This window comes from Salinibaculum salinum, from assembly GCF_037645885.1.
Lineage (GTDB): Archaea > Halobacteriota > Halobacteria > Halobacteriales > Haloarculaceae > Salinibaculum > Salinibaculum salinum.
Genome location: NZ_JBBENW010000013.1, coordinates 54,338 through 78,049 on the forward strand (window position 1 = coordinate 54,338; position 23,712 = coordinate 78,049).

Annotated in this window: 26 protein-coding genes; 9 read left to right on the forward strand and 17 right to left on the reverse strand. The window is 63.3% G+C overall.

Annotated features, from left to right (window positions below; genetic code table 11):
• Positions 1-18 precede the first annotated feature (18 nt).
• The 4 genes from trpC to WDJ60_RS12430 are packed head-to-tail and all read left to right on the forward strand — an operon-like array spanning position 19 to position 3,739.
• Complete coding sequence (gene trpC, locus WDJ60_RS12415; RefSeq protein ID WP_340100793.1) at positions 19-822, forward strand: indole-3-glycerol phosphate synthase; 804 nt, start codon at positions 19-21, stop codon at positions 820-822.
• Positions 819-2,069, forward strand: coding sequence for a tryptophan synthase subunit beta (gene trpB, locus WDJ60_RS12420; protein WP_340100794.1), 1,251 nt, complete (start codon positions 819-821; stop codon positions 2,067-2,069). Before trpC ends, trpB begins: the two co-directional genes overlap by 4 nt.
• Positions 2,066-2,908, forward strand: coding sequence for a tryptophan synthase subunit alpha (gene trpA, locus WDJ60_RS12425; protein WP_340100795.1), 843 nt, complete (start codon positions 2,066-2,068; stop codon positions 2,906-2,908). Before trpB ends, trpA begins: the two co-directional genes overlap by 4 nt.
• Positions 2,909-2,932: 24 nt before the next feature.
• Positions 2,933-3,739, forward strand: a complete 807-nt coding sequence (locus WDJ60_RS12430) for a 2-amino-3,7-dideoxy-D-threo-hept-6-ulosonate synthase (RefSeq protein ID WP_340100796.1) — start codon at positions 2,933-2,935, stop codon at positions 3,737-3,739.
• A 20-nt stretch (positions 3,740-3,759) separates the two neighbouring features.
• Here WDJ60_RS12430 and WDJ60_RS12435 read toward each other — a convergent pair whose 3' ends face one another.
• Together WDJ60_RS12435 and WDJ60_RS12440 are read right to left on the reverse strand one after the other, a co-directional pair.
• On the reverse strand, positions 3,760-5,109 hold the full coding sequence (locus WDJ60_RS12435) for a P-loop NTPase (RefSeq protein WP_340100797.1): 1,350 nt from the start codon (positions 5,107-5,109) through the stop codon (positions 3,760-3,762).
• Between the two features lie 186 nt (positions 5,110-5,295).
• On the reverse strand, positions 5,296-6,009 hold the full coding sequence (locus WDJ60_RS12440; protein ID WP_340100798.1) for an ArsR/SmtB family transcription factor: 714 nt from the start codon (positions 6,007-6,009) through the stop codon (positions 5,296-5,298).
• 229 nt (positions 6,010-6,238) lie between these two features.
• Between WDJ60_RS12440 and WDJ60_RS12445 the strand changes: the two genes are divergently transcribed.
• Together WDJ60_RS12445 and WDJ60_RS12450 are read left to right on the forward strand one after the other, a co-directional pair.
• The gene (locus WDJ60_RS12445) at positions 6,239-6,394 is read left to right on the forward strand and encodes a hypothetical protein (RefSeq protein ID WP_340100799.1); all 156 of its coding nucleotides are present in this window, start codon (positions 6,239-6,241) and stop codon (positions 6,392-6,394) included.
• 102 nt (positions 6,395-6,496) lie between these two features.
• On the forward strand, positions 6,497-7,672 hold the full coding sequence (locus WDJ60_RS12450; RefSeq protein WP_340100800.1) for a 3-dehydroquinate synthase II: 1,176 nt from the start codon (positions 6,497-6,499) through the stop codon (positions 7,670-7,672).
• A gap of 14 nt (positions 7,673-7,686) precedes the next feature.
• Here the strand turns inward: WDJ60_RS12450 and WDJ60_RS12455 are convergent, their stop codons facing one another.
• The 7 genes from WDJ60_RS12455 to WDJ60_RS12485 form a co-directional block, all read right to left on the reverse strand.
• Positions 7,687-8,133: a zinc ribbon domain-containing protein gene (locus WDJ60_RS12455; RefSeq protein WP_340100801.1), complete on the reverse strand. Its 447-nt coding sequence runs from the start codon at positions 8,131-8,133 to the stop codon at positions 7,687-7,689.
• Between the two features lie 27 nt (positions 8,134-8,160).
• Positions 8,161-8,856: a type I 3-dehydroquinate dehydratase gene (locus WDJ60_RS12460; protein ID WP_340100802.1), complete on the reverse strand. Its 696-nt coding sequence runs from the start codon at positions 8,854-8,856 to the stop codon at positions 8,161-8,163.
• Between the two features lie 68 nt (positions 8,857-8,924).
• Positions 8,925-9,833 carry a methyl-accepting chemotaxis protein gene (locus WDJ60_RS12465; protein ID WP_340100803.1) on the reverse strand — a complete coding sequence of 303 codons (909 nt, stop codon included), beginning with the start codon at positions 9,831-9,833 and terminating at the stop codon, positions 8,925-8,927.
• A 210-nt stretch (positions 9,834-10,043) separates the two neighbouring features.
• A complete protein-coding gene (locus WDJ60_RS12470; RefSeq protein ID WP_340100805.1) occupies positions 10,044-11,009 on the reverse strand; it encodes a transcription initiation factor IIB in 966 nt (321 codons plus the stop codon).
• Between the two features lie 195 nt (positions 11,010-11,204).
• Positions 11,205-13,052 carry a flippase-like domain-containing protein gene (locus WDJ60_RS12475; RefSeq protein ID WP_340100806.1) on the reverse strand — a complete coding sequence of 616 codons (1,848 nt, stop codon included), beginning with the start codon at positions 13,050-13,052 and terminating at the stop codon, positions 11,205-11,207.
• 51 nt (positions 13,053-13,103) lie between these two features.
• Positions 13,104-14,855, reverse strand: a complete 1,752-nt coding sequence (locus tag WDJ60_RS12480) for a radical SAM protein (RefSeq protein ID WP_340100807.1) — start codon at positions 14,853-14,855, stop codon at positions 13,104-13,106.
• Between the two features lie 72 nt (positions 14,856-14,927).
• The gene (locus WDJ60_RS12485; RefSeq protein WP_340100808.1) at positions 14,928-15,401 is read right to left on the reverse strand and encodes a pyridoxamine 5'-phosphate oxidase family protein; all 474 of its coding nucleotides are present in this window, start codon (positions 15,399-15,401) and stop codon (positions 14,928-14,930) included.
• 112 nt (positions 15,402-15,513) lie between these two features.
• Here WDJ60_RS12485 and WDJ60_RS12490 point away from each other — a divergent pair, with 112 nt between their 5' ends.
• Together WDJ60_RS12490 and WDJ60_RS12495 are read left to right on the forward strand one after the other, a co-directional pair.
• Positions 15,514-15,672 carry a DUF7559 family protein gene (locus tag WDJ60_RS12490; RefSeq protein WP_340100809.1) on the forward strand — a complete coding sequence of 53 codons (159 nt, stop codon included), beginning with the start codon at positions 15,514-15,516 and terminating at the stop codon, positions 15,670-15,672.
• Positions 15,669-16,154, forward strand: a complete 486-nt coding sequence (locus tag WDJ60_RS12495) for an Hsp20/alpha crystallin family protein (RefSeq protein ID WP_340100810.1) — start codon at positions 15,669-15,671, stop codon at positions 16,152-16,154. Before WDJ60_RS12490 ends, WDJ60_RS12495 begins: the two co-directional genes overlap by 4 nt.
• Here WDJ60_RS12495 and WDJ60_RS12500 read toward each other — a convergent pair.
• From WDJ60_RS12500 to WDJ60_RS12515, 4 genes are all read right to left on the reverse strand, one after another.
• Positions 16,151-17,251, reverse strand: coding sequence for an NAD(P)/FAD-dependent oxidoreductase (locus WDJ60_RS12500; RefSeq protein ID WP_340100811.1), 1,101 nt, complete (start codon positions 17,249-17,251; stop codon positions 16,151-16,153). The genes WDJ60_RS12495 and WDJ60_RS12500 overlap by 4 nt on opposite strands.
• 119 nt (positions 17,252-17,370) lie before the next feature.
• On the reverse strand, positions 17,371-17,970 hold the full coding sequence (locus tag WDJ60_RS12505) for an NUDIX hydrolase (protein ID WP_340100812.1): 600 nt from the start codon (positions 17,968-17,970) through the stop codon (positions 17,371-17,373).
• A 42-nt stretch (positions 17,971-18,012) separates the two neighbouring features.
• Positions 18,013-18,495 (reverse strand): DUF7109 family protein, encoded by a 483-nt coding sequence (locus tag WDJ60_RS12510; protein ID WP_340100813.1) that lies wholly within the window; start codon positions 18,493-18,495, stop codon positions 18,013-18,015.
• Positions 18,496-18,542: 47 nt separating this feature from the next.
• Entirely contained in the window at positions 18,543-19,637 is a 1,095-nt protein-coding gene (locus WDJ60_RS12515; RefSeq protein WP_340100814.1) for a glycosyltransferase family protein, read from the reverse strand.
• An 84-nt stretch (positions 19,638-19,721) separates the two neighbouring features.
• Here WDJ60_RS12515 and WDJ60_RS12520 point away from each other — a divergent pair, with 84 nt between their 5' ends.
• A complete protein-coding gene (locus WDJ60_RS12520) occupies positions 19,722-19,892 on the forward strand; it encodes an HVO_0758 family zinc finger protein (RefSeq protein ID WP_340100815.1) in 171 nt (56 codons plus the stop codon).
• On the opposite strand, the gene WDJ60_RS12525 is transcribed toward WDJ60_RS12520, so the two are convergent.
• From WDJ60_RS12525 to WDJ60_RS12540, 4 genes are all read right to left on the reverse strand, one after another.
• The gene (locus WDJ60_RS12525) at positions 19,893-20,981 is read right to left on the reverse strand and encodes an aldo/keto reductase (protein WP_340100816.1); all 1,089 of its coding nucleotides are present in this window, start codon (positions 20,979-20,981) and stop codon (positions 19,893-19,895) included.
• A gap of 143 nt (positions 20,982-21,124) precedes the next feature.
• Positions 21,125-22,303, reverse strand: coding sequence for a DHH family phosphoesterase (locus tag WDJ60_RS12530; RefSeq protein WP_340100817.1), 1,179 nt, complete (start codon positions 22,301-22,303; stop codon positions 21,125-21,127).
• 78 nt (positions 22,304-22,381) lie between these two features.
• Positions 22,382-23,278, reverse strand: coding sequence for an SDR family oxidoreductase (locus WDJ60_RS12535; RefSeq protein ID WP_340100912.1), 897 nt, complete (start codon positions 23,276-23,278; stop codon positions 22,382-22,384).
• A gap of 2 nt (positions 23,279-23,280) precedes the next feature.
• Positions 23,281-23,709, reverse strand: a complete 429-nt coding sequence (locus WDJ60_RS12540; protein ID WP_340100818.1) for a DUF5791 family protein — start codon at positions 23,707-23,709, stop codon at positions 23,281-23,283.
• Positions 23,710-23,712: the final 3 nt, after the last annotated feature.

Consider the following 23,712-nt stretch of genomic DNA (forward strand, 5'->3'; position numbering starts at 1 on the left):
GTCCATTAGTGTTCACTAATGGTCTCTGATGAAGAGTTCGCGCCAGCGATTCAGTCGATACTGGAGACAGCGCGCGAGCGCGGAGGTGGGGACGAACGAGTCAACGTGGATGCACGGTCGCTCCCGGCCGCAATCGAGCGGACGGAAGCAGAGAGCCGTGTTCCGATTATTGCAGAGGTAAAGCCCACGAGTCCGACGACCGACGGCAAGCGGCGGTCAGACCCGATCGAACTCGCCGAACAGATGGTCGCCGGCGGTGCGACTGCGCTGTCGGTTCTCACCGAGCCCGAGCACTTTGGTGGGACTCCCGACGACCTGCGGGCGGTCCGCGGGGCAGTCGACGTACCCGTGCTTCGGAAGGATTTCATTCTCCGCGAGGAGCAGCTGGACACCGTCGAAGCGGATATTATTTTGCTCATCGCTCGCTTCGTCGACGACCTATCCGGCCTGCTGGCGGCCGCTCGCGAGCGCGGGTTTCAGGTGCTCGTCGAAACGCACACCGAATCGGAGGTCGAACAGGCTCTCGATGCGAGCGCAGATATCATCGGTATCAACAATCGGGACCTGGCGAAACTGGAGGTAGACCTGGCGACGTTCGAGCGAGTCAGCGAGAGCGTTCCCGAGAGCGCCACGTTGATAGCCGAAAGCGGCATAGGGACCACCGACGACGTGGCACGGATGCGCGCGGCCGGGGCCGATGCCCTGCTGATCGGGTCGGCAATCATGGACCTCTCCGGGAGTGAAGCGACCGGAGGCTCGTCGGACGCCGCGTCCGACGGTGGGGACGTAGAGACGAACACACGACGATTTACACAAGCATGAGTACGGACAGCAAATTCGGAGAGTACGGCGGACAGTACGTGCCGGAAGCGTTGATGCCGGCAATCGAAGAGTTGACAGACGCCTACGAGCGCTACGTCCTCGACAACGAGGCCGGCTTCGTCGACGAGTTCCGCCGCCGGATGCGCGATTTCGGCGGCCGCCCGACGCCGTTGCAGCGTGCCGACCAGCTCTCCGAGCGCTACGACACCGAGGTGTATCTCAAGCGCGAGGACCTGCTCCACGGCGGCGCACACAAGCTCAACAACGCACTCGGCCAGGTGCTACTTGCCAAGTACATGGGCAAAGAGCGCATCATCGCTGAGACGGGGGCCGGACAGCACGGCACCGCAACGGCGATGGCTGCGGCCCACCTGGATATGCCCTGCGAGATTTACATGGGGGAAACCGACATCGCCCGCCAGCGACCCAATGTCTTCCGGATGCGCATCAACGGCGCGGCGGTCAACCCCGTCACGGCCGGCCGTGGCACTCTGAAGGAGGCCATCAGCGAGACGATGCGCGACTGGGCAACCACCGTCGAGAACACCCACTACGTCATCGGGAGCGTCGTCGGGCCCGCTCCGTTCCCGGCGATAGTCCGTGACTTCCAGGCGCTCATCTCCGAGGAAGCCCGCGAGCAGATCCGGGAGCAGGCCGGTCGCCTGCCCGACTCGGTGCTCGCGTGTGCCGGCGGCGGCTCGAACACGATGGGAACCTTCGATCACTTTATCGATGATACTGGCGTCGGCCTCTACGCCGTCGAAGCCGGTGGCTCCTCGCTGTCCGTCGACGAGGAAGCGGGCGTCGCGCCAAATTCGGCGTCGCTGTCGACCGGCGAGGAGGGCGTTCTCCACGGTGCGCGCACAAAGGTGCTCCAGGATACCGACGGTCAAATTATGGAGTCACACAGCGTCTCGGCGGGGCTGGACTACGCCGGCGTCGGGCCGGAACTGGCACACCTCGTCGACACCGGGCGCGTCGACGCCGTCAACGTCGACGACGACATCGCGCTGGAGGCGTTCCACCGCCTCTCGCAGGACGAGGGCGTCATTCCGGCACTGGAGACTGCACACGCCTTTGGCTACCTGGAAGAGCACCACGACGACCTCGGCGACCTCGTGGTCGTCAACGTCTCCGGTCGCGGGGACAAAGACCTGGAGACCGTCATCGAGGAGACGATGGACCGGGACCTCGATATCGCACCAGACATGAGCATCTTCCGGGAAATCGGAGGCGGGTCGCTGTGAGTCTCGACGACGCCTTCGCCGGTGAACCGGCTTTCGTCCCCTACCTCGCGGCGGGTGACCCCGATTACGAGTCGTCCATCGAGTACGTCGAGGCGCTGGCACGCGGCGGGGCCGACGTTATCGAACTCGGCTTGCCCTTCTCCGAACCGATTGCGGAGGGTCCTACGATTCAGGAGGCCATCGTCAGGTCGCTCGAGGCGGGGATGACGCCCGACCGCTTCTTCGAGTTCGTCGACGACCTGGACGTGGACGTGCCGCTGGTCTGTATGACCTACTACAACCTCGTTTATCAGTACGGCTCCGAGGCAGGTCCCCGCCCCTTCGTCGAAAAGGCCGCCGATGTCGGCATCGAGGGGTTCGTCATCCCAGACCTGCCCGCAGAAGAGGCGGGACCGCTCCGAGACGCCTGTGACGAGTTCGGCCTCGACCTGATATTCATCGTCGCGCCGACGACGAAAGGCGAACGCCTCGACAGGATGCGCGAGCAGGTTTCCGGCTACGTCTACGTGCAGGCGCGACTCGGAACCACGGGTGCGCGCGACGACGTGAGCGACCACACCGAGGAGTCGCTGGCCCGCATCGAAGACTGGGACGTGCCCAAGGCCGTCGGGTTCGGAATCAAGACCGGCGAGCACGCCGAGCGAATCGTCTCGGCGGGCGCGGACGGTATCATCGTCGGGTCCGCACTGGTGGATATTGTCGCCGACGGCCACGAAAACGACGACCCAACTGCGGACGTGGCAGCGAGACTGGAGGAGAAGGCCCGGGAATTAAAAGAGGGTGCACGGTCAGGACGACAAGGTCCGTCCCAAGACCGGCCGCAACCGGAACGCACATAATCGTACTTGCCACAGTGTCGCACAATGACAGCAGGGAAGTCGGCACGAATGACACGCATCGGGACAGGCGGTCGCTACCTCATCGTCCCCATGGACCACGGCATCACACTGGGCGCTGTCAAGGGCCTGAAGGACATCGAATCGACTATCGACGCAGTGACGCGGGGCGGCGCGGACTCGATTCTCACCCAGCGGGGTATCGCGCCGCGCGTCCACGAAAACAAAAACGACGCCGGCTACATCGTCCACCTCAACGGCTCGACCTCCATCGGTCCGGATGAGAACGACAAACGACAGACTGGAACCGTCGAAGACGCCATCCGCGCCGGGGCGGACGCCGTCTCCTTCCACATCAACGTCGGAAGCGAACACGAACCCGGACAGATTTCGGAACTCGCGGAACTCACGAGCGAGGCCGCAAACTACGGGATTCCCGTCCTGGCGATGACCTACGCCCGCGGTCACGACGTCCGCGACGACGATCCACACGAGTTCTCGGAGGATCTGGGCCACGCCGTCCGCCTCGGTGAGGAACTCGGTGCGGACGTCATCAAGACGGCCTACTCGGGGACGCCCGAGACGTTCGAGCACGTCGTCGAGTCGACGCGCCTGCCTGTCGTCATCGCGGGTGGATCCAGAGGGACCGACGAGGAGACGCTGGAGATGGTTCGCGGTGCGATGGACGCCGGCGCGGCCGGCGTCTCGATGGGGCGCTCTATCTTCCAGCACGACGACCCGGAAGCGATTACCGAAGCCGTCGCAGCAGTCATCCACGACAACGCCACGGCTGGCGAAGCCGTCGAGCAGGCGGGACTCGCGGCCGAAATCTAAAGACAGCGCGGACAGATTCGTCAAAACCTGTCGACGAACGACCGGAGACGAGCAGTCAGGGAGCTACCGGTCGAATCGTCTTCCGTTTCGGTGTCCGAGTTCGTTTCGTCGTCCGAATCTGTCTCGGCGCCGGTCGCTCGCTGCTCCGGCGCGGCCGAGCGCGCCTCGGATCGGGCGTTCGACTCGCCGGCGGTCGATCGGGATTCTGACGACGGTTCACCACCGCTTCCGTCTTCTGTGCGTCGCTCTGTCTCGGCAGCTTCGACGCCGTCCGGGACGTGGGTGATCGCCTGGTTTCTCGTCGACTGTCCGGCGTCCGTCGCGGGGGTATTCGACCCCGCGATACCAGCAGATTCGTCGTCGGCAGAGTCATCAGTCTGTGTCTCGACAGCGCGATGACTGGCGGATGGCCCGGTCGCTGCCTCGCTGTCTACCTGGCTGGGCTCGTATCTGGAAGGACCCTGTCCGTCCGACAGCGCAGTCTTCTTCGAGTCGCCCGGATTCGAGGTGGCAACGGCTTCGTTCCCATCCACGGACACGCTCATCCACTCACTGACAGTCGTCTCTGCAGAAGCCTGCGACGTATCCTCGGAGAGTGATGTCGTCGACTGCGTGCTGTGGGACCGGTCGTCAGCTTCGGAAGTCTCCACACCGAGACTGGATAACAAGTTGCTGGCGACGCGCCGGTACTGGGTTGCAGCCTCACTGTTCTGGTCGGCTTCGACGACCGGTTCACCGCTATCCTGGGAGGACGGAACGGCCTCGTCTTCGGGGACGTGACCGAGCAAAGTCACGTCGAGGAAGTCGGCAATCCGCCCGGGTCCCGGCGACGCTCCGGTCCCCGACTTCGTCAGTACCAGGCCACAGACTGGGGTCTCGACGCGTTCGGAGATCTTTTTCGTCTTGTCGACGTCTCGAATAGCCGCAACCCGAGGGGTCGAAACGAGTACCGTCGCGTCTGCCAGGCGAATCGGTTCGATAGTTGCACGACTGAGTCCGGCACCCGTATCGACGATGACGATATCGAAGGCGTCACTGAGATCGTCGAGAATCCCGGAGAGACGTTCGAAATCGATCGCAGTGTATCCCTCCAGATCCGTACCGCTCGGTGCAACAGCGAAATTCGCACTCAGTTGGTAGACTGCGTCCTCGATATCGGCTTCGCCGGCGAGAACCTCGTGTAGCGTCGGGTCATCCTCCGAACGCGGTAGCGATAGAAAGTCGACGACGTTCGCCATCGCGAGGTCGAGTTCGACGACGACGACCCGATACCCGTCAGCAGCGAGTGCCGATCCGAGGTTGATGCTGGTCGTCGTCTTGCCAACGCCACCCTTCGCACCGGCGATAGTTAGTATTCCGTCACTCTTCATACTCACAAACATGTTATTTTGATATTTAATACTAACCAACAGTATGAGGGACGAGTTTTTCTCTCGAATACTAGCGAACGGACGGGTTGTGGGCTCGCTATCTACCGAATTCCAAATATCAATAATGAGACCACCTGCAGAGCGTCGCGTCAGTTCCCATCACGAGCTAGCAACAGACAGCAGTTACTACCGACGCAGGTGTCTCGTTCCGAGCCAGACCAGGACAAACAGCCCACCGAGGAAGAAGGCGATACCAGCAACTAGAGCAGGATCGAGTCCCGATGCTGCCGGATCCGTGACTGTACTCAGGTTCTCGGGTGTCGGCGTAGGTGTCGTCCCGTTCACCGTCTCGTTGGTATCCATGATGGAGACGCCACCATCTGGCGTCGGCGTCCCTTCCGGTGCAGTGCCAGAGTTAGCGGGGTCGTGCCCACCCGACGGCTCGGTGGGTTGGGACGGCTCGAGTTGTCGTGCCAGCCACGCGACGACAGCGCTCATCGGAAGCAAGAGGGCGAGCGCACCGACGACGCGTTTGAGTAGCGCGCGCAGCGAGGACTGTTTGTCGCGACCGGCAAAGAGGACCAGCGCCTCGTCGGTGGGCGCATACACCTTCATCTCGGTCCCGCGCTCGGAGTACCAGGTATCGACGGTTTCGACGAGGTCAGCGTCGACCAGTTTCTCCAGGTGGTACTGGACGTTCTGCACGGAGGTGTCGGTCACGCCAGCGAGGTCCGACGCCGTCTGGGGAGTCTCGTGGAGGGCGGAGAATATCTGTCGTGTCGTTCTCGACGAGAGCGCCTGAAAAACGTCGTCGGCAACGTCGTCGTCGAGGTCAACCAACCGTGGTTCGCGGCCGTCGTCGAGGCTCACTTTCTCCCGGAGCGGGAATATCGAACTCATCCGTCTGTAACGGGGTACAGACGAGACTATAATGACTGTATCTGAGGCCCAAAGAGCCGTTTTAGTCATCGACTGCGGCCCGATTGATTATCTCGGGCTGCAGCGGGATTCGGTACGGGGGGATGACAGCTGCGGTTCTAGGGCGGTGGGGCTGACTGTCGCCCTCCGCGTCAGCCACACGTCAGACACTCGCGGCAGGCTTATACTCGCCCATAGACTCTGTGCGGACATGAATTCAGGTCCCCGCCCGGAGTACGTCACGGTCGACGTGCGTCTGCCCGCCGCGCTGTATACGGACCTCGACGCCTACGCGGTCGCTCACGGTTACGGCAGTGTCGACGACGCTGTCAGTGACGCACTCGATGCCCAAATCCAACGAGCGTAGATTCGGCTGTTCGCGCGGCCGAATGCATCCTATTGCTCGGCGTCGTCCGGCCGAGCATACGCAAACGCCACACTCAAGCCACCCGCCCGCCAGCGTACCCACATGACACGCTCTGTCTGGCTGAAAGCCGACGACGAAGTTGGCGACTGGGAAGCCCGCAAGCGTCGCATCACCGCCGGACTGGAGGCCGGCGTCGACTGGGTACTCGTCGACGAATCGGACGTCGACCGAGTCCGCGAACTCGGCGACGTCAACATCGCTGCCTTCGCTGGTGACGACGTTCACGTGATGGAAGCCGAAGACCACGAGAGCGAAGCCGACGCCACCATCGTCGGCAAGCACGGCGAGGGAGACGGCACCGTCTCGCTCCCCACGGACTTCTCCGGTTCTGCGGACCTCTCTGCGCTCCGGCAGGACAGCCCACTCCCGAAGGGCGGCTACGTCCGCATCCACGACGAGGACTACGAGGAGTTCGCCGGCGCTGTTGCCGAAGAATCAGATTACACTATCGTTATCGGCGAGAACTGGCAAATCATCCCGCTGGAGAATCTCATCGCCCGAATCGGCGAGGAGACGACGCTCGTCGCCGGCGTTCAGACCGCCGAAGAAGCCCAGACGGCCTACGAGACGCTCGAACTCGGTGCTGACGCCGTATTGCTCGATACTGATAGCCCCGACGAGATTCGCGACACTGTCGAGGTCCGCGATGCCGCCGAGCGCGAGACACTCGACCTGCAGTACGCCGAAGTTACCGCCGTCGAACGGACCGGCTCTGCCGACCGCGTCTGCATCGATACGGGCAACATGATGGACCACGACGAAGGCATGCTCGTCGGCTCGATGTCTCGCGGACTCTTTTTCGTCCACGCCGAGACTGCGGAGTCACCCTACGTCGCCTCCCGTCCCTTCCGCGTCAACGCCGGTGCAGTCCACGCCTACGTCCGCACACCCGGCGGCGAAACCAAGTACCTCGCCGAAGTCGGGAGCGGCACCGAACTCCAGGTCGTCGATACCGACGGCAACACCCGCGAAACCATCGTCGGTCGCGCGAAAATCGAGAAGCGCCCGATGTTCCGCGTCGAGGCCGAAGTCCAGACTGAAGATGGGACCGACCGCATCGAGACGCTGCTCCAGAACGCAGAGACGATCAAAGTCAACACTCCCGACGGGCGGAAGGCAGTGACCGACCTCGAAGCCGGCGACGAAATTCTGGTCTACTACGAGGACACCGCTCGGCACTTCGGTGAGGCCGTCGAGGAGAGCATCATCGAGAAGTAGGCAGTCGGCCGTTCTTACTCGCCGGCGTCATTCGTCTCGAACTCGGTGGTACACCAGTGACAGAAGTCGAGATTCTCGTCGATCTCCTTCCCGCAGTTGGGACAGGTCTGGGTACCGTCCTCGCCGACGGGGCTGGTCGCGTCTGCGTCGTCTGTCTTGGTGTTTGCCGCAATCCAGTAGGCGTCGAGAACGCTCAGCGCCGAGAGGACCAGCGCGATGAGCGCGACGTGTTCGGGCACAGCCTGGCGAGATTCGAGAATCGCATCGACCGAAACGGTACTGGGCATCGCTTCGGGCGGGACCAGCCAGACAACGGTGGCGATGATAGTGACAAACCAGAGAAAGGCACGTCCCCACCGCCGGAGGTAGACGTGACCCAGTCCGGGGTACAGCACGGCCAGCACAACCGCTACCAGCGGGCTCTTCTCTCTGGTCGTCCCGGACGAGCTAGTCCTGCTCACACACTACGTTCGGTCGGCTATGTGTGTTTAAACTTCCGCACTGGCGGAGTTACCCGCCAGCTGGCCGACAAGACGGCGTAACGTCGCGAGGTCGTACTGTCCCGGCGCAGTCGCGTCTGCCGGGTCGACGGGCGCGTAGCCAATGCGTGACCCGTACAGCGGCGCGACCGCACGCGAGTGACGGCCGGCTTCGCCCATCGCCATCGTCGCCACCGTCTCACCCGTCCTCGTCAGCTCCCACGTCGCATCTAGCACGTCGAGTACGTCACCCGGGGAGTCTGCGGTGACGGCGAGTTTTCCCACATCGCCGTGCTCACAAGCCGAACGAAGCAACTCGTGTAGTTGGTCGGGGTCCGGCGTCCGCTCGAAGTCGTGCGTCGAGACGACCACTCGCGCGTCGTGCTCGCGGGCGTGACTCCGGACGCGGTCGGCCGCTCCCGATTCGAGCGCGGCCAGTTCCAGGTCGACCGCCTCGACGCGGGAATGTTCGACGGCTGTCTCCAGTGCGTCGAGTCGCTCGTCGCTGTCAGGTGCCTCACCGCCCTCCCACTCGACTCGGTTAGTCACGAGCAGCGGCAACTCGCCGTCGTACTCACGGAGCGCATCGAGCGGGTCGGCTGCAAGGTCCATACGAAACTCGACTACGTCGGCGTGGTCGCGGGCTGCCGGTTCGTCAGTGAGGTCGGCAGTCGCCGCGGCGAGGCGGAACTCCTCGAAGTCCATACCTGTCGTACCCGGTTCCGTCAGAAAAGTGTGCCTCAACCGGTCGGCAGATGCGGTCGTTCGGTGAGTTAATCGCGGTCGGTCCGGTCGACGAGCTGTTGGATCTCGTTGATTTTGGCCGTCTGCTGCTCGTTTGCGGCGGCGATTTGCTCGATTTCTTCGGCAACCTCCTCCGCGTTCTCGGCCGTCTCGTCGACCATACTGGCCACTTCTTCGGTGCTTGCAGCCTGGTCGTCGGTCGCCTCGGCGACTTCCTCGGCGCCGCTTGCGGCCTCGGTGACGGCCTCGTCGATGCGGCGGAGAATCTCCACGGCTTCGTCGACCTGGGCGATGCCCTGTTCGACCTGTGTGTTCGCTTCTTCGATACTCTCGACGGTGGTCGTGGTATCGGCCTTGATATTCGAGACGAGCGTCTCAATCTCGGTGGCGTTCTCCTGGGACTCCTCGGCGAGTGATTTCACTTCGTCGGCGACGACAGCGAATCCTTCACCGGCCTCACCGGCGCGTGCAGCCTCAATAGAGGCGTTCAGCGCCAGCATGTTCGTCTGGTCTGCGATGTCGTTGATGACCTCGACGATTTCGTCGATTTCGTCGATGCTGCCCCGGAGGTCACGAACGTCTTCTGAGACGTCGGTGTTGGCCTCGTCGACGGCTTCCATCGCATCGATGGCGTCGTCTGCGATGTCGACGCCCTCGTTGGCCAGCGCGCGTGCGTCGTTGCTGACGGTCTTTACCTGATTGGCGCTGGAGGCGACTTCCTCGACGGTCGCACTGAGGTTCGAGACTTCGCCGGCGACGTTGTGCATGTTCTCGCTCTGACTGTGGGCGAGTTCACTGATCTGCTGGGAACTCTCCGAAACGTTCTCCGAGACACGGAGGAGTTCGTCAATAGCTGTCCCGAGGTCGGAATCCGAGATGTCCAACCCGCCCCCACTGGAGTCGGCGTCGAGAGGAGAATCAGAGGTATCTGAAGCCATGTGTGCGAGCGCGAACCCCAGCGGATTAAAAATGGCCCTTCGGTTATCATCGATGATTTCTCTTGCCGAGCAAAGGCGGCGGGAAACCGCTGGCAGGGAGTTTCTGAAAGTGACTCCAACGTGGCCTGTCCATACTGCCGGCTGTGAGTCAACAAAGAATTTCACGACCCAGGGGTCGCGAATATCTTGAAATAGTTACAGCCGACAGGATTAGGCGACGGGCAGGTCCTGCTCTGCTTCGAGCAGTTCGTGGTAGCGGTTTCGGATGGTCACTTCCGAGATGTCCGCGACTTCACTGACCGCGGCCTGGGTGGTCTTTTCGTTCGTCAGAAGCGCAGCGGCGTAGACGGCTGCAGCGGCAAGTCCGACCGGGGATTTCCCAGAGTGAACGCCTTTCTCTTTCGCGTTCTGGAGGAGTTGCCGGGCACGGCGTTCGGACTCCTCGGAGAGGTCGAGCGAGGACGCAAACCGGGGGACGTAGCTCTCGGGGTCCGCAGGCGCGACTTCCAGCCCAAGTTCGCGGACGACGTAGCGGTAGGTCCGGGCAATCTCGCTTTTCTCGACCCGGGACACGTCGGTGATTTCGTCAAGCGAGCGGGGGACGCCAGCCTGTCGGGCAGCGGCGTACACAGAGGCTGTCGAGACACCCTCGATGGAGCGACCAGGGAGGAGGTCCTCGTCGAGAGCACGCCGGTAGATGACGCTGGCGGTCTCCCGGACGTTCTCGGGGAGGCCGAGAGCGGAGGCCATCCGGTCGATTTCGCCCAGTGCCTGCTTGAGGTTGCGCTCTTTGGAGTCGCGGGTCCGGAAGCGCTCGTTCCACTTTCGGAGCCGCTGCATCTTCTTGCGCTGGGTCGACGACAGCGAGTTGCCGTAGGCGTCCTTGTCGCGCCAGTCGATGTTCGTCGACAGCCCCTTGTCGTGCATCATGTTCGTCGTCGGCGCGCCAACGCGGGACTTCTCGTCTTTCTCCTTGGAGTCGAACGCACGCCACTCCGGACCGCGGTCGACCGAATCCTCTTCGACGACGAGGCCACAGTCCTGACAGACTGTCTCGCCGTGCTCGTCGTCGGCGATGACGGTGCCACTGCACTCCGGGCACTCGAGGCCGGCGCTCTGTTCCTCTTCTGTCTCTTCTTGCTCTCGACTGCGTGTGCGGGTTTGTGAGTCGCTCATTGTGAAGGCGGGTGCTAGCCGCGGGCAGGTCAAACCTGAAAATTCCCGGGCTCAGTTGATACTAATGAGGTTCGCTCGAATGGTATTTAAAATCTTTGCTATCCAACGTGCGATACCTGTCAGACGGCGTGAAAAGCCAGTTTTGGACGATTATTTCGAACGATTCAAATATGGGTCCGTCTGTCACGGGGGCAGCTAATCCTGTGCCTCTGCCTCTGCTTCGATGTCCCGACTTTGTTCGACTGCCGTCGTCAGCGAGACGTTCAGCCACGCCATCGAGACGATGCCGCCGACGATGGTGACGACGTTTTTCACCGCATGGTCGACAACCGAGATCGCGAGTGCCGTTGTCGCTGTCAGCGCTGGTGAAGTTGTCAGGCCGACAACAATGAGTGTAAACGCACCCTCATAGAGTCCGATACCGCCCGGCGAGAGTGGGAGCACCTTCGCCAGGTTCCCCACGCTGACCGCGAAAAACGCAACGGCAGTCAGCGAGAGTGTTATATCGATACCGAAGGCGGCGAAGACAACGATAGCAGTTGCAACGTCGAGCGTCCAGATGACCAGACTTCCGCCGCCGACTCGCAGGAACGCACCGCGTTCGCTAACGATAGTCTGGATGTCCCCGACGAACTGTTCGAGCACGCTCGCGACGGAATCCGCATAGGCGTCAGAGCTGAGCGTCGCAATGGTCGGCCGGATGAGGTCAGTCTCGCGGCGAGCGTTGAACACGATGACCGCCACGGCGACGATTGCCGCCGCACCGACCGCCGCAGCCACCCGGAGGGCAGTTTGGGCTGCTGCGGCCGGGTCGACCGTCTCCCCACCGATAGAAACGGTTCCGATGTCGGCTGCGATGGCCGCGGCGATTTCCGCGGTCCCGTCGGTGAGGACCAGTCCCACGAGGACAGAGCCCGCGAGAATCGTGATAGCGAGCAGGTCGAAGACGCGTTCGACCGCGAGCGATGCGAGTCCCGTCGGATAGGGGACGCCGCGGCGCGCTTTGACGACGTACGCGCGGACGCCGTCACCGAGTCGAGCGGGGAAGACGAGGTTCCCGGTCTGGCTGATGAACACCGCGCCGGTCATGAACCAGCGGTCGCTCGGATAGCCGAGTCTGTCGAGGATGTGCTGGTAGCGACTGCCCCGGAGGGGCCACGAGAGTAGGTAGACCAGCGCCGAGACGCCGACGATAACGGGGTCTGCACCCGTGATGGCGTCCAGCACCGACTGCGGATCCAGGTACACCGTCATGAGCGCCAGCGCGACGACAATCAGGAGCGTCCCGGCGGCGAGACTCGTCGTCCGCGTGATGCGCGGGTCGACCGACAACTGCCACCACGTCCGCAGAATTTGACTCCCCATCCCGAATACGTCCCGGATGATATCGACTTTCGAGTCCCCCCTGGGCGTCCAGTCGACGGGAAACTCCTTGACACGGTACCCGGCACGCTGTGCGCGAACGAGGACTTCGGTATCCCAGAACCAGTGGTCGTCGTCGACATCGTCGACGAGGGCGAGCAGCGCTTCGCGGTCGAACGCTTTGAAGCCACACTGGTGGTCCCGAACGTCTGAGCGCAGGAAAAACCGGACGAGGCGATTGTACGCCAGACTCGGAATCCCACGCTTTGCCGGACGGTCGGCCGCGCTGTCGGGAAGCCACCGCGACCCCGTCGCCACGTCGTATCCGTGGGTTCGGATACTTTCGACGAGTTCTTCGAGATGGCGCATGTCCGTCGCGAGGTCGGTATCAAAGTAGACGAGTGTCTCGCCGTCGGCCTCGCGGAACGCAAATTCGAGCGCGCCACCCCGTCCCAGTCGCTCGTCGCTGTGAATATGTCGAACGGTGTCGTACTCGGCCGCGAGTTCGTCTGCGATTTCCGGAGTGCGGTCCTCGCAGCCGTCTTCGGCGACGATGACCTCGTAGCTCTCGTCCGGCAGGAACGCAGCGAGGCGGTCCAGCGTCACGGTCACGGTCTTCCGGAGCGTCGCCTCCTCGTTGTACGCGGGGAGGACGACACTCACTTCGACCGGACCACTCATTGACGAGGTGTAGCGCGAGGGCCCGCAAGAACTTTCTGTTCCGTGAAGTCGCTAGTCCGCACCTTCCAGCAGGTTCGCCGTCGCAAACTTCGAGAGGTCGACGCCTTCCACGTTGTCGACTGAATCGTACGGTCTGTCCACGAGAATGTTCCCCGCCCGCTGGCGTCCCAGCCCCGGAATGGCCGCCAGTTCGTCCATCGACGCCGCGTTCAGGTCGAGCGGGTGGGGAACGCCGCTGACCGACCGATAGCCGTGGTCGGTGACGGCCACGTCGATGGATTGTCCGAGTTCGCGCTCACCCGGGATCCCGACGAGTAAGGGGTACGTACCGAGCTGTCTGCCGAACGTTTTGCCGTCCTGATGGTATTCGAGGTGGACATCCTCCAGCAGGGTTCCCGGCGGGGCGAGTCGCTGGAGCATCGGATTGTCGATCTCCTCGCGCACTTCCCGTTTGTACTGTTTGAACTGCTTCTTGTGGTCGTGAGCGATTTCGGCACCCGTCTCGGACATCTCCGTTCCCTCGAAGGCCATCACCTGCCGGATGTTCACGCGTCGGAGCATCAGCCCCTCGTCGTAGACGCGCTGCAGGAACTCCCGGTTGTGCTCGAACGTCTCCGTCCGTTCGCCCTTCAGACCGTGGACAAGGTTGATTCCCGGCAGCAGTTTCGGGAGGCGGTCGGCTGCGCCGTCAGCGTTGCGCTCGCGGTTTCCACCGCTCGTGCCATCGGCGGTCCGGGGATCCCCCGGACCGCCCGGTCGCCAGCCCGCTTCTTCGTTGACGATACGGACGGCACGAAGACATTCCTCGGCGGAGACGTTGAGGTTGTTCTCCTCCTGGACGAGCGGGTCGGCCGACTCCAGTCCGAACGCGGCGGTGTCGCCCGGCGTGTTGTGTTCGGCGATAATCCGAATCCCCTCGCGGGACTTCTCGGGCCACTTGACGATGGTGATGGGGTTCATATTGTCGAGGTGGAGCGTCTCCAGGTTCGGTGCCACCTCGCGAATCCCGCCGTAGAGGTCCCGGAGCGCGTCGGGGTTCGGGGCCTCGCCGTCGCCGCCGTACGCCAGGATGTCTGCCTGTCTGCCGAGTCGGAAGTGTTTCGCGCCGTGATTCGAGAGCGCATCTACCTCCCCGACGACCGAATCGGGGGTGCGGAAACTCGGGTCCGCGCCGTAGAGCGGTTCGGTACAGAACGAACACCGGTACGGACAGCCCCGAGACGTTTCCATCTCGCAGATGAGGTACTCGGGGTGGTTCGGGTGTTGTTCGATGATGAACGCGCCCTCCTGCGCCCACCGCGTGATTTCCTCGTTGTCGCGCATCCGGTTGTCGAACCCTTCCATGCTGCCGTGGACGAGGTCGTAAACGGCCGCTTCCACGTCACCCTTGGCGACGAAATCGTAGTCCAGGTCGTCCCGTTCCATGTCCTGTGCGCCGGCGTTCTCCTCGCCGACGCCGAAGCGGACCGGGCCACCCATCAGCGTCGTCCCGCTGGCGGTCCAGGCGAGTTCCTTCACTTCGTCGGGTTCGGCCGGGGTCCCACCGACGTACTTGCCGGGGACGGTCATCCCGCCGACGTAGACCAGCAGGTCGGCGTCGTCGACGTCTTGCCAGCGCTGGCGGTCGTCACGCAGTGCGTCGATCGTGTGGTACGTAATCTGCTCGCGAGGGACGCCCGCGTCCACGAGTGCGCCGGCGACGTACCGTGGGTACGTCGAGATGTAGGGTGGGACGCCGAAGTGGGCCGGCTCGTCGACGTAGCCGTCCACAATTGTCACCGAGAGCGTCGCCGGATCAGTCATACCACTCTTTATCGACTCGACGCGTAAAACCGTGACTGACCAGTTCGCCCCCTGAGCTGAAGGGGCAAAGAGTCACTCCTGTTGTTCGAACCCTTCCGGGAGCCCGGTGTGTTTGTATCCCTCTCGCTCCTCGACGTGGAACTGGTAGACGCGGACGGTGGCGTCGCCCTCGGCCTCCAGAAAGACATCTGGTCGCCAGGCGTTGGATTTCACGGCCTCGAACTCGTCCCACCTCTCAGGTGGGAGGGTCTCGATGGTGCCGGTCAGCGCGACGCTTTGCCATTGGAAGGTGGCTGGTGCGTTGTAGACCAGAAAGGCCGCTCTGTCAGCGTCGGCCGTGAGCCGCTCTTTCTGGCTGTCCTCGTCAACGACGTAGGTGAAGTACAGGTGATCCTCCCCGTCGTACCCGAACGACATCGGCAGCAGGTACGGAACCGCTTCGGCGTTCAGTCCCAGTACCCCGAAGCCCTGGTTCGTGAGAAACTGGTGAATCTCCTCGTCGTCCATCGTCTCTACCCCCGCTGTCATGAGTCTCTCGATAGTCATGTGTAAACATTTGCTGGCAAACCGGATAACAGCGTGACATTATTCCCAGTTCCAGAGAATGGGGTAGCCCGGATGCGGACCATTCTTACCCTCTCCGCCCGTACGGGCAGGTATGCCAGCCACGCTGGAAGTCGCCTGTACCGACGACAAGTGTGAACTCGACATGTTCGAGTTGCACTACACCTACGACATGCCCGACGAGGTGGGCGTCGGTGACTTCACCTGCCCGTACTGCGGCGAGAGGGAGACGCTGGAGGCTATCGAACTATGATTCGGGAACTCGGCGAGACAATCGGCGGCGCGGTCGTCGAATCGGTCGGGCGTGCAGTTGCGCGCACGCAAGAACAGCGCCCACTCGACGTGGACCTGCTGGAGAGCGACGACGCGTACCTCGCTGTGTTCGACGCACCCGGCGTCGAATCTGGCGACGTACAGGTCCGATTCGATGACCGCACTGTGATCGTTCGCGTCGACCGCTTCCGCGAGTTCCACGAGGGCTACGAGATGCGGTTCCCCGGTCGCGGGCTCTCGCTCGATGGGAGCGTCGAACTACCCGCTGACGCCGCTGTTGAGCCTGGTGGCGCGACGGCGACACTGAAGGAAAACGGGACGCTCCAGGTCGAGATTCCGAAAGTCGAAGGTAGCGACGAACGGATAGACGTCTCGACCGAATCGGCTGTCGACGACACAACCGCCACCGAACCGTCCGATACCGGAGGCGTAACCGACGACAGAGACGACGACGAGAACTAGTCGACGATACCGGTCGGCAGGTCGATCGGTTCGTCGCCGTCGAACCGTGTCGGGTCGAAGTGTGCGATACCCTCACCGCCGAGCACCTGTTTTGCCAGCTGTTCGCCGACTGCAGGCGCACGCATGAAGCCGTGACCGTGCCACCCAGTCGCGACGAACAGCCCAGGTGCAAGGCACCCCACGAGCGGGTCCCGGTCCGGCGTCGCGGTACACAGACCGGCCCGCGACCGCGAGACCGTGACGGACTGGCCGAGTGTCGTTTCGACGCGCGTCACAGAATCAGTCAGAAACGCCGAATCTGCCGTCCGGTCGTACTCGTCGGGGTCGCCCTCGTACGGGTGTGCACCGTCGCCGACGAGAACGCTCCCGTCTGCGGGCCGGAGGTAGAATCGCGCTGAGGCGTCGTAGAATATCGGCGGGTCGGCCGCAATATCCTCGGCGACCAGCACCTGTGCGCGATAAGTCCCCACCGCGAGCGAGTGGCCAGCAGCTGCGGCGAGCGCGCGGGTGTGTGGCCCCGCTGCGATGACGATGCTGTCGGGGCTGGTGGTGTGATCGGGCGCGATGAGTTCCCCGTCGGTCCCCAGCGAGACGGGACAATCGGTGCGGAGAGCGACGCCGGCCGCCCGCGCCCTGTCGACCATCGCCGCAACGAACGCGTCGGTGTCGACGTAGCCGGCGTTCGACGCGACGGCACCGACTGCGAGGTGGTCGGTCTCGATTGCGGGAAACCGGTCGGCAAGTGCAACTGGGTCCAGCACCGAGATGGTCCGCCCCCTCGCTCTCATCCGTCCTGCCTGTTCCCGGATTGCCGCGACAGCGTGGTCGTCGCCCTCGCGCGCCACCCAGACGTAGGGCCGGTCCGTCAGGACACCCAGCTCACGGAACCGCTCCAGCGAGCGGGCGGCGAGTCGCGCGTCGGTTCGGTCGACGTACGCGTCGTAACAGAGTCCGGCCGCGCGACCGGTCGACCCACTGCCGGGGTCGCCCCGGTCGTAGAGTGTCACGTCGACGCCGCACCGAGCGAGTTCGGTCGCGACAGAGAGGCCGACAGCCCCCGCACCGACGACCGCCACGCGCGTTCGGTCGGGAGACATTCAATCGACGAACCGGTCGAGGCCCGCGTCGGTGACTGAGAGCCCGGAGAGTGCGGTCATGTGTTGTCGTTCGTGGAGAGGGGCAAAATTCTGACGCTCATATCGACCGCGGACGGAAATCAGACCGGGAAGTCCGCATCCGGGTCGACGACGCGGTCGACTTCGGTGGGCATCTCCCAGTCGGTCGCGAGGTCGAGAAACTGCACGAGCATCCGAGCAGTCGCACCCCAGACGGTGTAGCCGTCGACGTAGAAGAAGTGGAGTCGAATCTCGCCGTAGTAGGGGTGGTCACGGCGCTCGCTCTCGTAGTTGTCGAGGTCCGTGATGTCCGAGAGCGAGAGGACCGCGATCTCGGCGACCTCCTCGTCGCCCGGTTCGTACTCGCGGTCGGGGATACACGCGACGTACGGCCGAACGGAGTACCGCGTCACCGTCCTGATGTCGTCCAGGCGGCCGACGCGCTCCACTTCGTGGGCCCGGAGGCCGATTTCCTCGTCGGCCTCGCGGAGCGCCGTCGCCCAGAGGTTCTCGTCTTCGGGTTCGTGGCCGCCGCCCGGGAAACTCATCTGGCCGGGGTGGTCCGAGAGGTGGTCCGCGCGCTTCGTAAAGAGGAGCGACGGCTCCTCGTCGCGATCGATGACAGGCGCGATGACGGCGGCCTCCCGCTCCTGGTCAGTGACCGTCGTCGCCTGGTGTCGTCGCACCCCCGACAGGTCCATACTCGAACCGAAGAACCGAAGAATCTTATAGCAACCGTCTCCCTACGCCAGCGCCGCATCGAGTCGGTCCCGCGACCGTTCCAAGTCGACGCCGCCCCACGCTTCCAGTTCGTAGCTCACGTCGAGCAACGCCTCGATACGCTCCGTGTCACTGGCCTCGACGGCCGTGCTCGCGTTCTCTCGAAAGCGCCGTTCCGCCGCGCGTGCCGCAGTCTCTCGATCGATCTCGCGCTCGGTGACATCGAGGATGTGGAGCAGGTCCGTCGCGCCCTCCGGTAACTCCGGAAACGCGACCGGCCCGACGACGAGTAGCAAGTCCTCGCTGGCGACAGTCGTCTCGTCCGGACCGATTTCGACGAGGTGGTACGAGCGGACGGCCGACTCGATTTCCTCCTCGAAGGCGTCCGGGTCGTGGTCCTCGCCGCGCTTGAACGCGAGTTCCGCGAGCGCGGTGCCGAGTTCATCGGGTGTAAGCCCCCCGAACAGATCGACGACACCCGCGACGTCGTTTCCCGTCAGTTCCATGTCGGTATCCCGTCGGGGTCGGTCTTAACCGTTGGTGGTCGCGTCGGTCACTTCGTCGCATCCGCGATCGCAGCCCGAGACCGCTCCAGGACTGCGTTCGGAGAAATCGGTGCATCGTTCCACGCCGGGAGACGGCGGTCCTCGGCCGGCGGCTCGATGGCCCCAGCGTACGTCTCGACCTGCTGGCGTTCGGCCGTTCGGTCATGAGTCAGTCCGTTGAACCCGGCGTCGACGGCGTACTGTTCGACGAGTCGGTCGGCCTGCGTACGGTACTCCGCGGCGAGGTCGGCGTACGCTGGTTCGACGCCAGCGTCAGCCAGTGCACGGAAGAGCGCACTCCCGACTTCACGGCACATGTCACCGAGGCCCTGTGGCCCACCGACCGAACGGTGATCGTGTTCGTGCACGCCGAGGTCGACCTGCGCCGAGCGCTCGAAGCCGGCCAGCCGGAACGCCTCGCCGAGCGTCCCGACTTCGAGTCCCCAGCTCCGCTGTGCGCGAAGTCGGCGCGCCACGTCGCCAGTGACAGCGAACTCCCCGGCCAGCCCGTATCGGAACGCGTCGAAATAGTCGACGATAGCATCGTCGTGCAGCGCATCAAGAGCGCGCACGAGCGGTGCGTAGAACAGCCGAAAGAGCCGTCCGTAGAGCCGGTCGTTCTCGACGCGGGCGTAGTACCCCTTCGAGAAGTCGTGTCCGTTCGCGAGCGGGAAGAGTAGCTTCGGGACGTGCGCTTCGGTGTAGGTCGTGGCATCGGCGTCGTGGACGACGACGTACTGGGAGTCGGCGGCGACGCCGAGCGCCAGCCACACGTCGCGACCTTTGCCCACATCGCCGTCGAGCCCGGCGTCGTCGAGAAGCGCCTCGACGCGCGGCGCAGTACACCACAGCACCTCGATATCGAGGTCGAAGCCGCTCACCCAGGAGACGACATCGTCGATTTCCGCCGGCGTGGCCCGCAACGCGACGACGACCCGTTCTGGGTCGACTCGTTCGAGCGTGGCGAGGACCCGCTCGGCGGCGAGGCTGGCGTGGTCACGTTCGGTCATGGGGACGACCACCGTCGCGCGGTCCGTCGGTGCAGTGGGCGCGGCATCGCCGAAGTCGTGGAGCGTCGTGACTCGCTCCTGGACGTACTCCATCGGTGCCGGGTTAGGACTGCGCCAGAAAAAGCCACCCGGTCGGCCGCCACGAAGCTTTTGCCGGTAGGTGTCCTACGGTCAGGTATGACATCTGTCAGGAAGGGGCTCCGCTCGGGCAGTCTCGAGAAGGATACCTACGAGCGACTGACCTGCACCAGCTGTGAGGAAGTGCTGGATACGAAAAACGACCCGGACGAAATCGGGCGCCTCAGAGTGTGTCCCTCCTGTGAAACGGAGTGGACCGAAGTCGGATAGTCACTCGAAGACGGCGTCGAACGCCTGCGCGCCGAGCGGTTCGTGACGGCCGGCGTCGACGTTCTCGGCGACGTGATCCGGCGACCCCATGCCGACGAGCGAACTCGTGACGCCAGGCCCACTGCGGGCGAAATTGATCGCTCGCTGGGCATCAGTCTCCCCTTCCAGTTTGGCCGCTACCTCCTCTGGCAGTTCCGACGCGAGGCGGCCCTGCATGATGCTCGCGCTCGTGAACACGGCTATCCCGGCGTCGTTAGCGAACCAGAGGGCGCTCTTTTCGCCGTCGGGCGTCTCGTGTGATTCGACGGTGAACGCGTCGGCCATGTACACGTTAAACGGGAGCTGAATCGCCCGGAAGTGCGTCCCCGCCGTACCCGCGCTGTCGGATGCGGCTCGCGCGCGCTCGACGATTTCTGGCAGCGAGAGATACTGGCCGTGATCGGCTCGGACCCGCAGAGCGTCCCACGTCGCGATCCCGTAGCGTTCGATGTCACCGGCCGCGGCCCGTTCCTCCAGTCGGGTGAAGGCCGCTTCGAGTTTGTCGTACACTTCCTCGCGGCTGTGCGTCGTCAGTTGCGTTTCGGGGTTGTGAACGTAGTAGAGGTCGAGCGTGTCCACGCCGAGGTTCGACAGTGACCGGTCGAGCTGGTCGTCGAGAAACGCCGGTTCGATACAGTGCTGGCCGCTGACGAAATCCTCGGCGTCGACAAGTCCGGATTCGACGTACTCCTCGTGGATGTACCGGCCGGGGTTGGCTGGTCTGTCGCCGTCGAAGGGAGCGAACCCTCCCTTTGTCGCCACGAAGATAGCATCGCGGTCAACGTCCGCGTCGGCGATGGCGTCCCCGACCGCCCGCTCGCTGCGCTGACACCGATAGTTGATAGCAGTGTCGACGACGTTGATTCCGGACTCCAGTGCTTCGACGACGGCGTCGTGGTAGTCGTCGTCGGCCTCGTCGGTCGGGTCCCCGAGGTACGTCCCGACACCGATACTGGAGACGACTGTGTTACCGAACATCCGGTAGTACGTCCGGGCGAAGTCGTCTGTGAAGCGGTCGCGGTACTCCCAGGTCGCCTCGCGAGTGGCCATACGCTTCCTTCGAGACGTGCCCGTAAAAACAGCGTCGTCCGGGTTTCAGCCTATTGCTGGCGACTGATTGCCGGGAGTCCACATCAAAGCCCCACCCTCAAGGACTGAGGCGCGTATGCGCCGAAGGAGTAGGGTGGGGTAGTTTACAGGTCGCCGTTCAATGCCGTGAACACTCTATCTTTGAGCTGGTCGCGGGTCAGTCCGTTGCTCGGTCCCAGCCCCTCCATGTGGTCCAGAGAGAGTTGCCCGCCACCCATTCGGGCGTGACCGCCGGCACCGGCCATCGGTACATCTTCGACGACCGCACGCAACGATTTCCCCATGTGAACGCGGTCGTCTCGCGAGCGTCCAGAGAGGTGAATCTGCCCGTCTTTGTCGCCGAGGACGACGACCGCGGTAACCCCCTCCAGTCTGAGCAGTTCGTCGGCCGCCTGCGGAATCGCGTCGACGTTCGAGACGGTTCCGACGTCGCTGATCGCGAAGGCGTTGCGGACCTCCCGGTTCGTGATTGCAGTCGCCTTCACGTCGAGTACCTCGGCGTCGACTTCTGGGTTTGCGATACGGTCGAGATCGTCTTCGTCGACACCCGGATAGAGGTACGCCGCCGCTTCGAATTCAGCGCTCGAACACCCCTTCGTGAGTGACTTGGTGTCCGACTGAATGCCGTATATCAGGCCGGTCGCGACACGCGGCGGGAGAACATCTTCTTTGTCAGTGCTTTCGACCTCGTCGGGGTCGATTGGCTCCCAGCCCATCTCGTCGAAGTACTCTGCGAAGATGCTGGCGCAGGCACCGTTGTCCGTCCGTATGTCGGTGAACTCCCGTCCTTCACCGTCGCCAGGGTGGTGGTCGATGACGGCGATAGGGTCGACGTTCTCTGCACCGGAGAATCCACGCGGTTCGTTGTGATCGACGAGTACGACCGGACCGTCTGCGAGGTCCGCATCGGACTCGATGTGGTCGAAATCCAGGTCGAGTACCGTCTCGAACGCTCTGTTTTCCTGATGGCGGATCTGACCGGGATACTGGATTTCGGCTTCCGTGTCGACGCTGTCAGCGAGTGCTTGCACACCCATCGCTGCGGACATCGCATCCGGGTCGGGATTGGGATGCATCAACACCGACACGTTGTCCTGGCGTTTCAATACCCTGGCCAGACGGATGCCGTTCGAGCGGCGGAATCGACGCATTCCGACCACGAGAAGCGCAATCAGGAGAACAATCGCGACGAGAGAGCCGACGGCCAGCAGAGGATTATCGTTGATAAATGCAGAGGCGTCTTCGACCTGAAGGGCGACACTGCCGACCTCGGCAGATAACATATGGGATACTGGATAACGCGAAGACAAAAATACGTTCCCCCTCCGCTCTGAATGAGCGTATAGCAGTTAAGAGCGTTCCTACTTCTCGCTCTCGCCAGAATAGGATTTGATTACCGCTTCGTATCCGTCCCGAAACGTCGGATACGCGAACTCGTATCCCAGCCCTCGGAGTTTCTCGTTCGAGCAGCGTTTGCTCGTCTCGATACGACGCCGTGCCGCCTCCGACAGGTCGGGGTCGGCCAATCGCTCCTCTTTCGTCTGTTTTCGTGGTTCGGACACGCCACACTGCGCTGCTAGCCAGTCCGCAAAGGCCCACTTCGAGACCGGTTCGTCGTCGACGACCAGCACTGTCTCGCCACGAGCGTGGTCACCCACGAGCAGATGTGCGACAGCTCCCGCAGCATCGTCTCGATGGACCATGTTGAGATATCCCTCCGTAACTGGGCCGTCGATGTACCGTTCCAGTCGGTACCGATCCGGACCGTACAACCCCGCAAAGCGGGCCACGGTTCCGTCCACGCCGAACTCGCGCGGTCGTTCGAGTGCGACCCGCTCGGCCTCGGCGAGAACCGCTGTCTTCTCCGTCTGTGGGTCCAGTGATGTCTCCTCGTCGACCCAGTCGCCACCGTGGTCGCCGTAGACACCAGTACTGGAGGTGTAGACGTATCGGTCGGGCGGATCGGCGCGACCGCCGAAGTGGTCGACAGAAATCTGTTGGCCAGTCACGTAGATGTCCCGTGCAGCATCGGCACCCCGTCCACCGGAACTCGCAGCAAACACGACGGCATCGACATCGGGAACCGCAGAGAGGTCTCTCTCGTCGGTGATATCGGCCTGCACCGCATCGAAGCCGGCCCGTTCTATCGCTGCGATTCCCTCCTGTGAGCGGCGGACACCGACGACATCGTGATCCGATGAGAGCTGCCTGCCGAGTTCGAGTCCGACGTAGCCACAGCCGAGTATCGCGACTCGCATGGTCACCGCTTTCTGTTCTCGATAAACGCGTGCAAGAGCGCGTACTCGTCGAGCGTTATCGGGTATCGACCTTCGATTTTCTGCTGTATCTCCTTGGGGTCGAGTTCGTCGTCGATGCCAGCGGCGATAGCTTCGACATCGAGGACGGCAGCGGACATCCCCATGAGGAGAATATCTCGGGCCTCTGCGACGAGCACCTCCGCGTCGGGTTGGTCATCAGCAAGCGCCAGGATAGACATGGCTTCCTCGAGTGAGAGGTCTGGTGTCTCGCCGTCGACGACTGCCTGAATGGTCTCGGTCTCAAGACCAGTCTGTTCGGCAGCAGTCGAGACACCGACCGATTCGATGGCGTCTGCGAGTACGTCGTCGTAGGCCGCACGAAGTTCCACCGGGTCCAGTTCACCAGCCGTGTCGAACGCGCCGCGAATCATGCT

Coding starts and splice junctions, on each gene's coding strand:
- trpC (WP_340100793.1), top strand. CDS start 19: ATGGTCTCTGATGAAGAGTTCGCGCCAGCGATTCAGTCGATACTGGAG.
- trpB (WP_340100794.1), top strand. CDS start 819: ATGAGTACGGACAGCAAATTCGGAGAGTACGGCGGACAGTACGTGCCG.
- WDJ60_RS12430 (WP_340100796.1), top strand. CDS start 2,933: ATGACAGCAGGGAAGTCGGCACGAATGACACGCATCGGGACAGGCGGT.
- WDJ60_RS12435 (WP_340100797.1), bottom strand. CDS start 5,109: ATGAAGAGTGACGGAATACTAACTATCGCCGGTGCGAAGGGTGGCGTT.
- WDJ60_RS12440 (WP_340100798.1), bottom strand. CDS start 6,009: ATGAGTTCGATATTCCCGCTCCGGGAGAAAGTGAGCCTCGACGACGGC.
- WDJ60_RS12445 (WP_340100799.1), top strand. CDS start 6,239: ATGAATTCAGGTCCCCGCCCGGAGTACGTCACGGTCGACGTGCGTCTG.
- WDJ60_RS12450 (WP_340100800.1), top strand. CDS start 6,497: ATGACACGCTCTGTCTGGCTGAAAGCCGACGACGAAGTTGGCGACTGG.
- WDJ60_RS12460 (WP_340100802.1), bottom strand. CDS start 8,856: ATGGACTTCGAGGAGTTCCGCCTCGCCGCGGCGACTGCCGACCTCACT.
- WDJ60_RS12465 (WP_340100803.1), bottom strand. CDS start 9,833: ATGGCTTCAGATACCTCTGATTCTCCTCTCGACGCCGACTCCAGTGGG.
- WDJ60_RS12470 (WP_340100805.1), bottom strand. CDS start 11,009: ATGAGCGACTCACAAACCCGCACACGCAGTCGAGAGCAAGAAGAGACA.
- WDJ60_RS12475 (WP_340100806.1), bottom strand. CDS start 13,052: ATGAGTGGTCCGGTCGAAGTGAGTGTCGTCCTCCCCGCGTACAACGAG.
- WDJ60_RS12480 (WP_340100807.1), bottom strand. CDS start 14,855: ATGACTGATCCGGCGACGCTCTCGGTGACAATTGTGGACGGCTACGTC.
- WDJ60_RS12485 (WP_340100808.1), bottom strand. CDS start 15,401: ATGACTATCGAGAGACTCATGACAGCGGGGGTAGAGACGATGGACGAC.
- WDJ60_RS12490 (WP_340100809.1), top strand. CDS start 15,514: ATGCCAGCCACGCTGGAAGTCGCCTGTACCGACGACAAGTGTGAACTC.
- WDJ60_RS12495 (WP_340100810.1), top strand. CDS start 15,669: ATGATTCGGGAACTCGGCGAGACAATCGGCGGCGCGGTCGTCGAATCG.
- WDJ60_RS12500 (WP_340100811.1), bottom strand. CDS start 17,251: ATGTCTCCCGACCGAACGCGCGTGGCGGTCGTCGGTGCGGGGGCTGTC.
- WDJ60_RS12505 (WP_340100812.1), bottom strand. CDS start 17,970: ATGGACCTGTCGGGGGTGCGACGACACCAGGCGACGACGGTCACTGAC.
- WDJ60_RS12510 (WP_340100813.1), bottom strand. CDS start 18,495: ATGGAACTGACGGGAAACGACGTCGCGGGTGTCGTCGATCTGTTCGGG.
- WDJ60_RS12515 (WP_340100814.1), bottom strand. CDS start 19,637: ATGGAGTACGTCCAGGAGCGAGTCACGACGCTCCACGACTTCGGCGAT.
- WDJ60_RS12520 (WP_340100815.1), top strand. CDS start 19,722: ATGACATCTGTCAGGAAGGGGCTCCGCTCGGGCAGTCTCGAGAAGGAT.
- WDJ60_RS12525 (WP_340100816.1), bottom strand. CDS start 20,981: ATGGCCACTCGCGAGGCGACCTGGGAGTACCGCGACCGCTTCACAGAC.
- WDJ60_RS12530 (WP_340100817.1), bottom strand. CDS start 22,303: ATGTTATCTGCCGAGGTCGGCAGTGTCGCCCTTCAGGTCGAAGACGCC.
- WDJ60_RS12535 (WP_340100912.1), bottom strand. CDS start 23,278: ATGCGAGTCGCGATACTCGGCTGTGGCTACGTCGGACTCGAACTCGGC.
- WDJ60_RS12540 (WP_340100818.1), bottom strand. CDS start 23,709: ATGATTCGCGGCGCGTTCGACACGGCTGGTGAACTGGACCCGGTGGAA.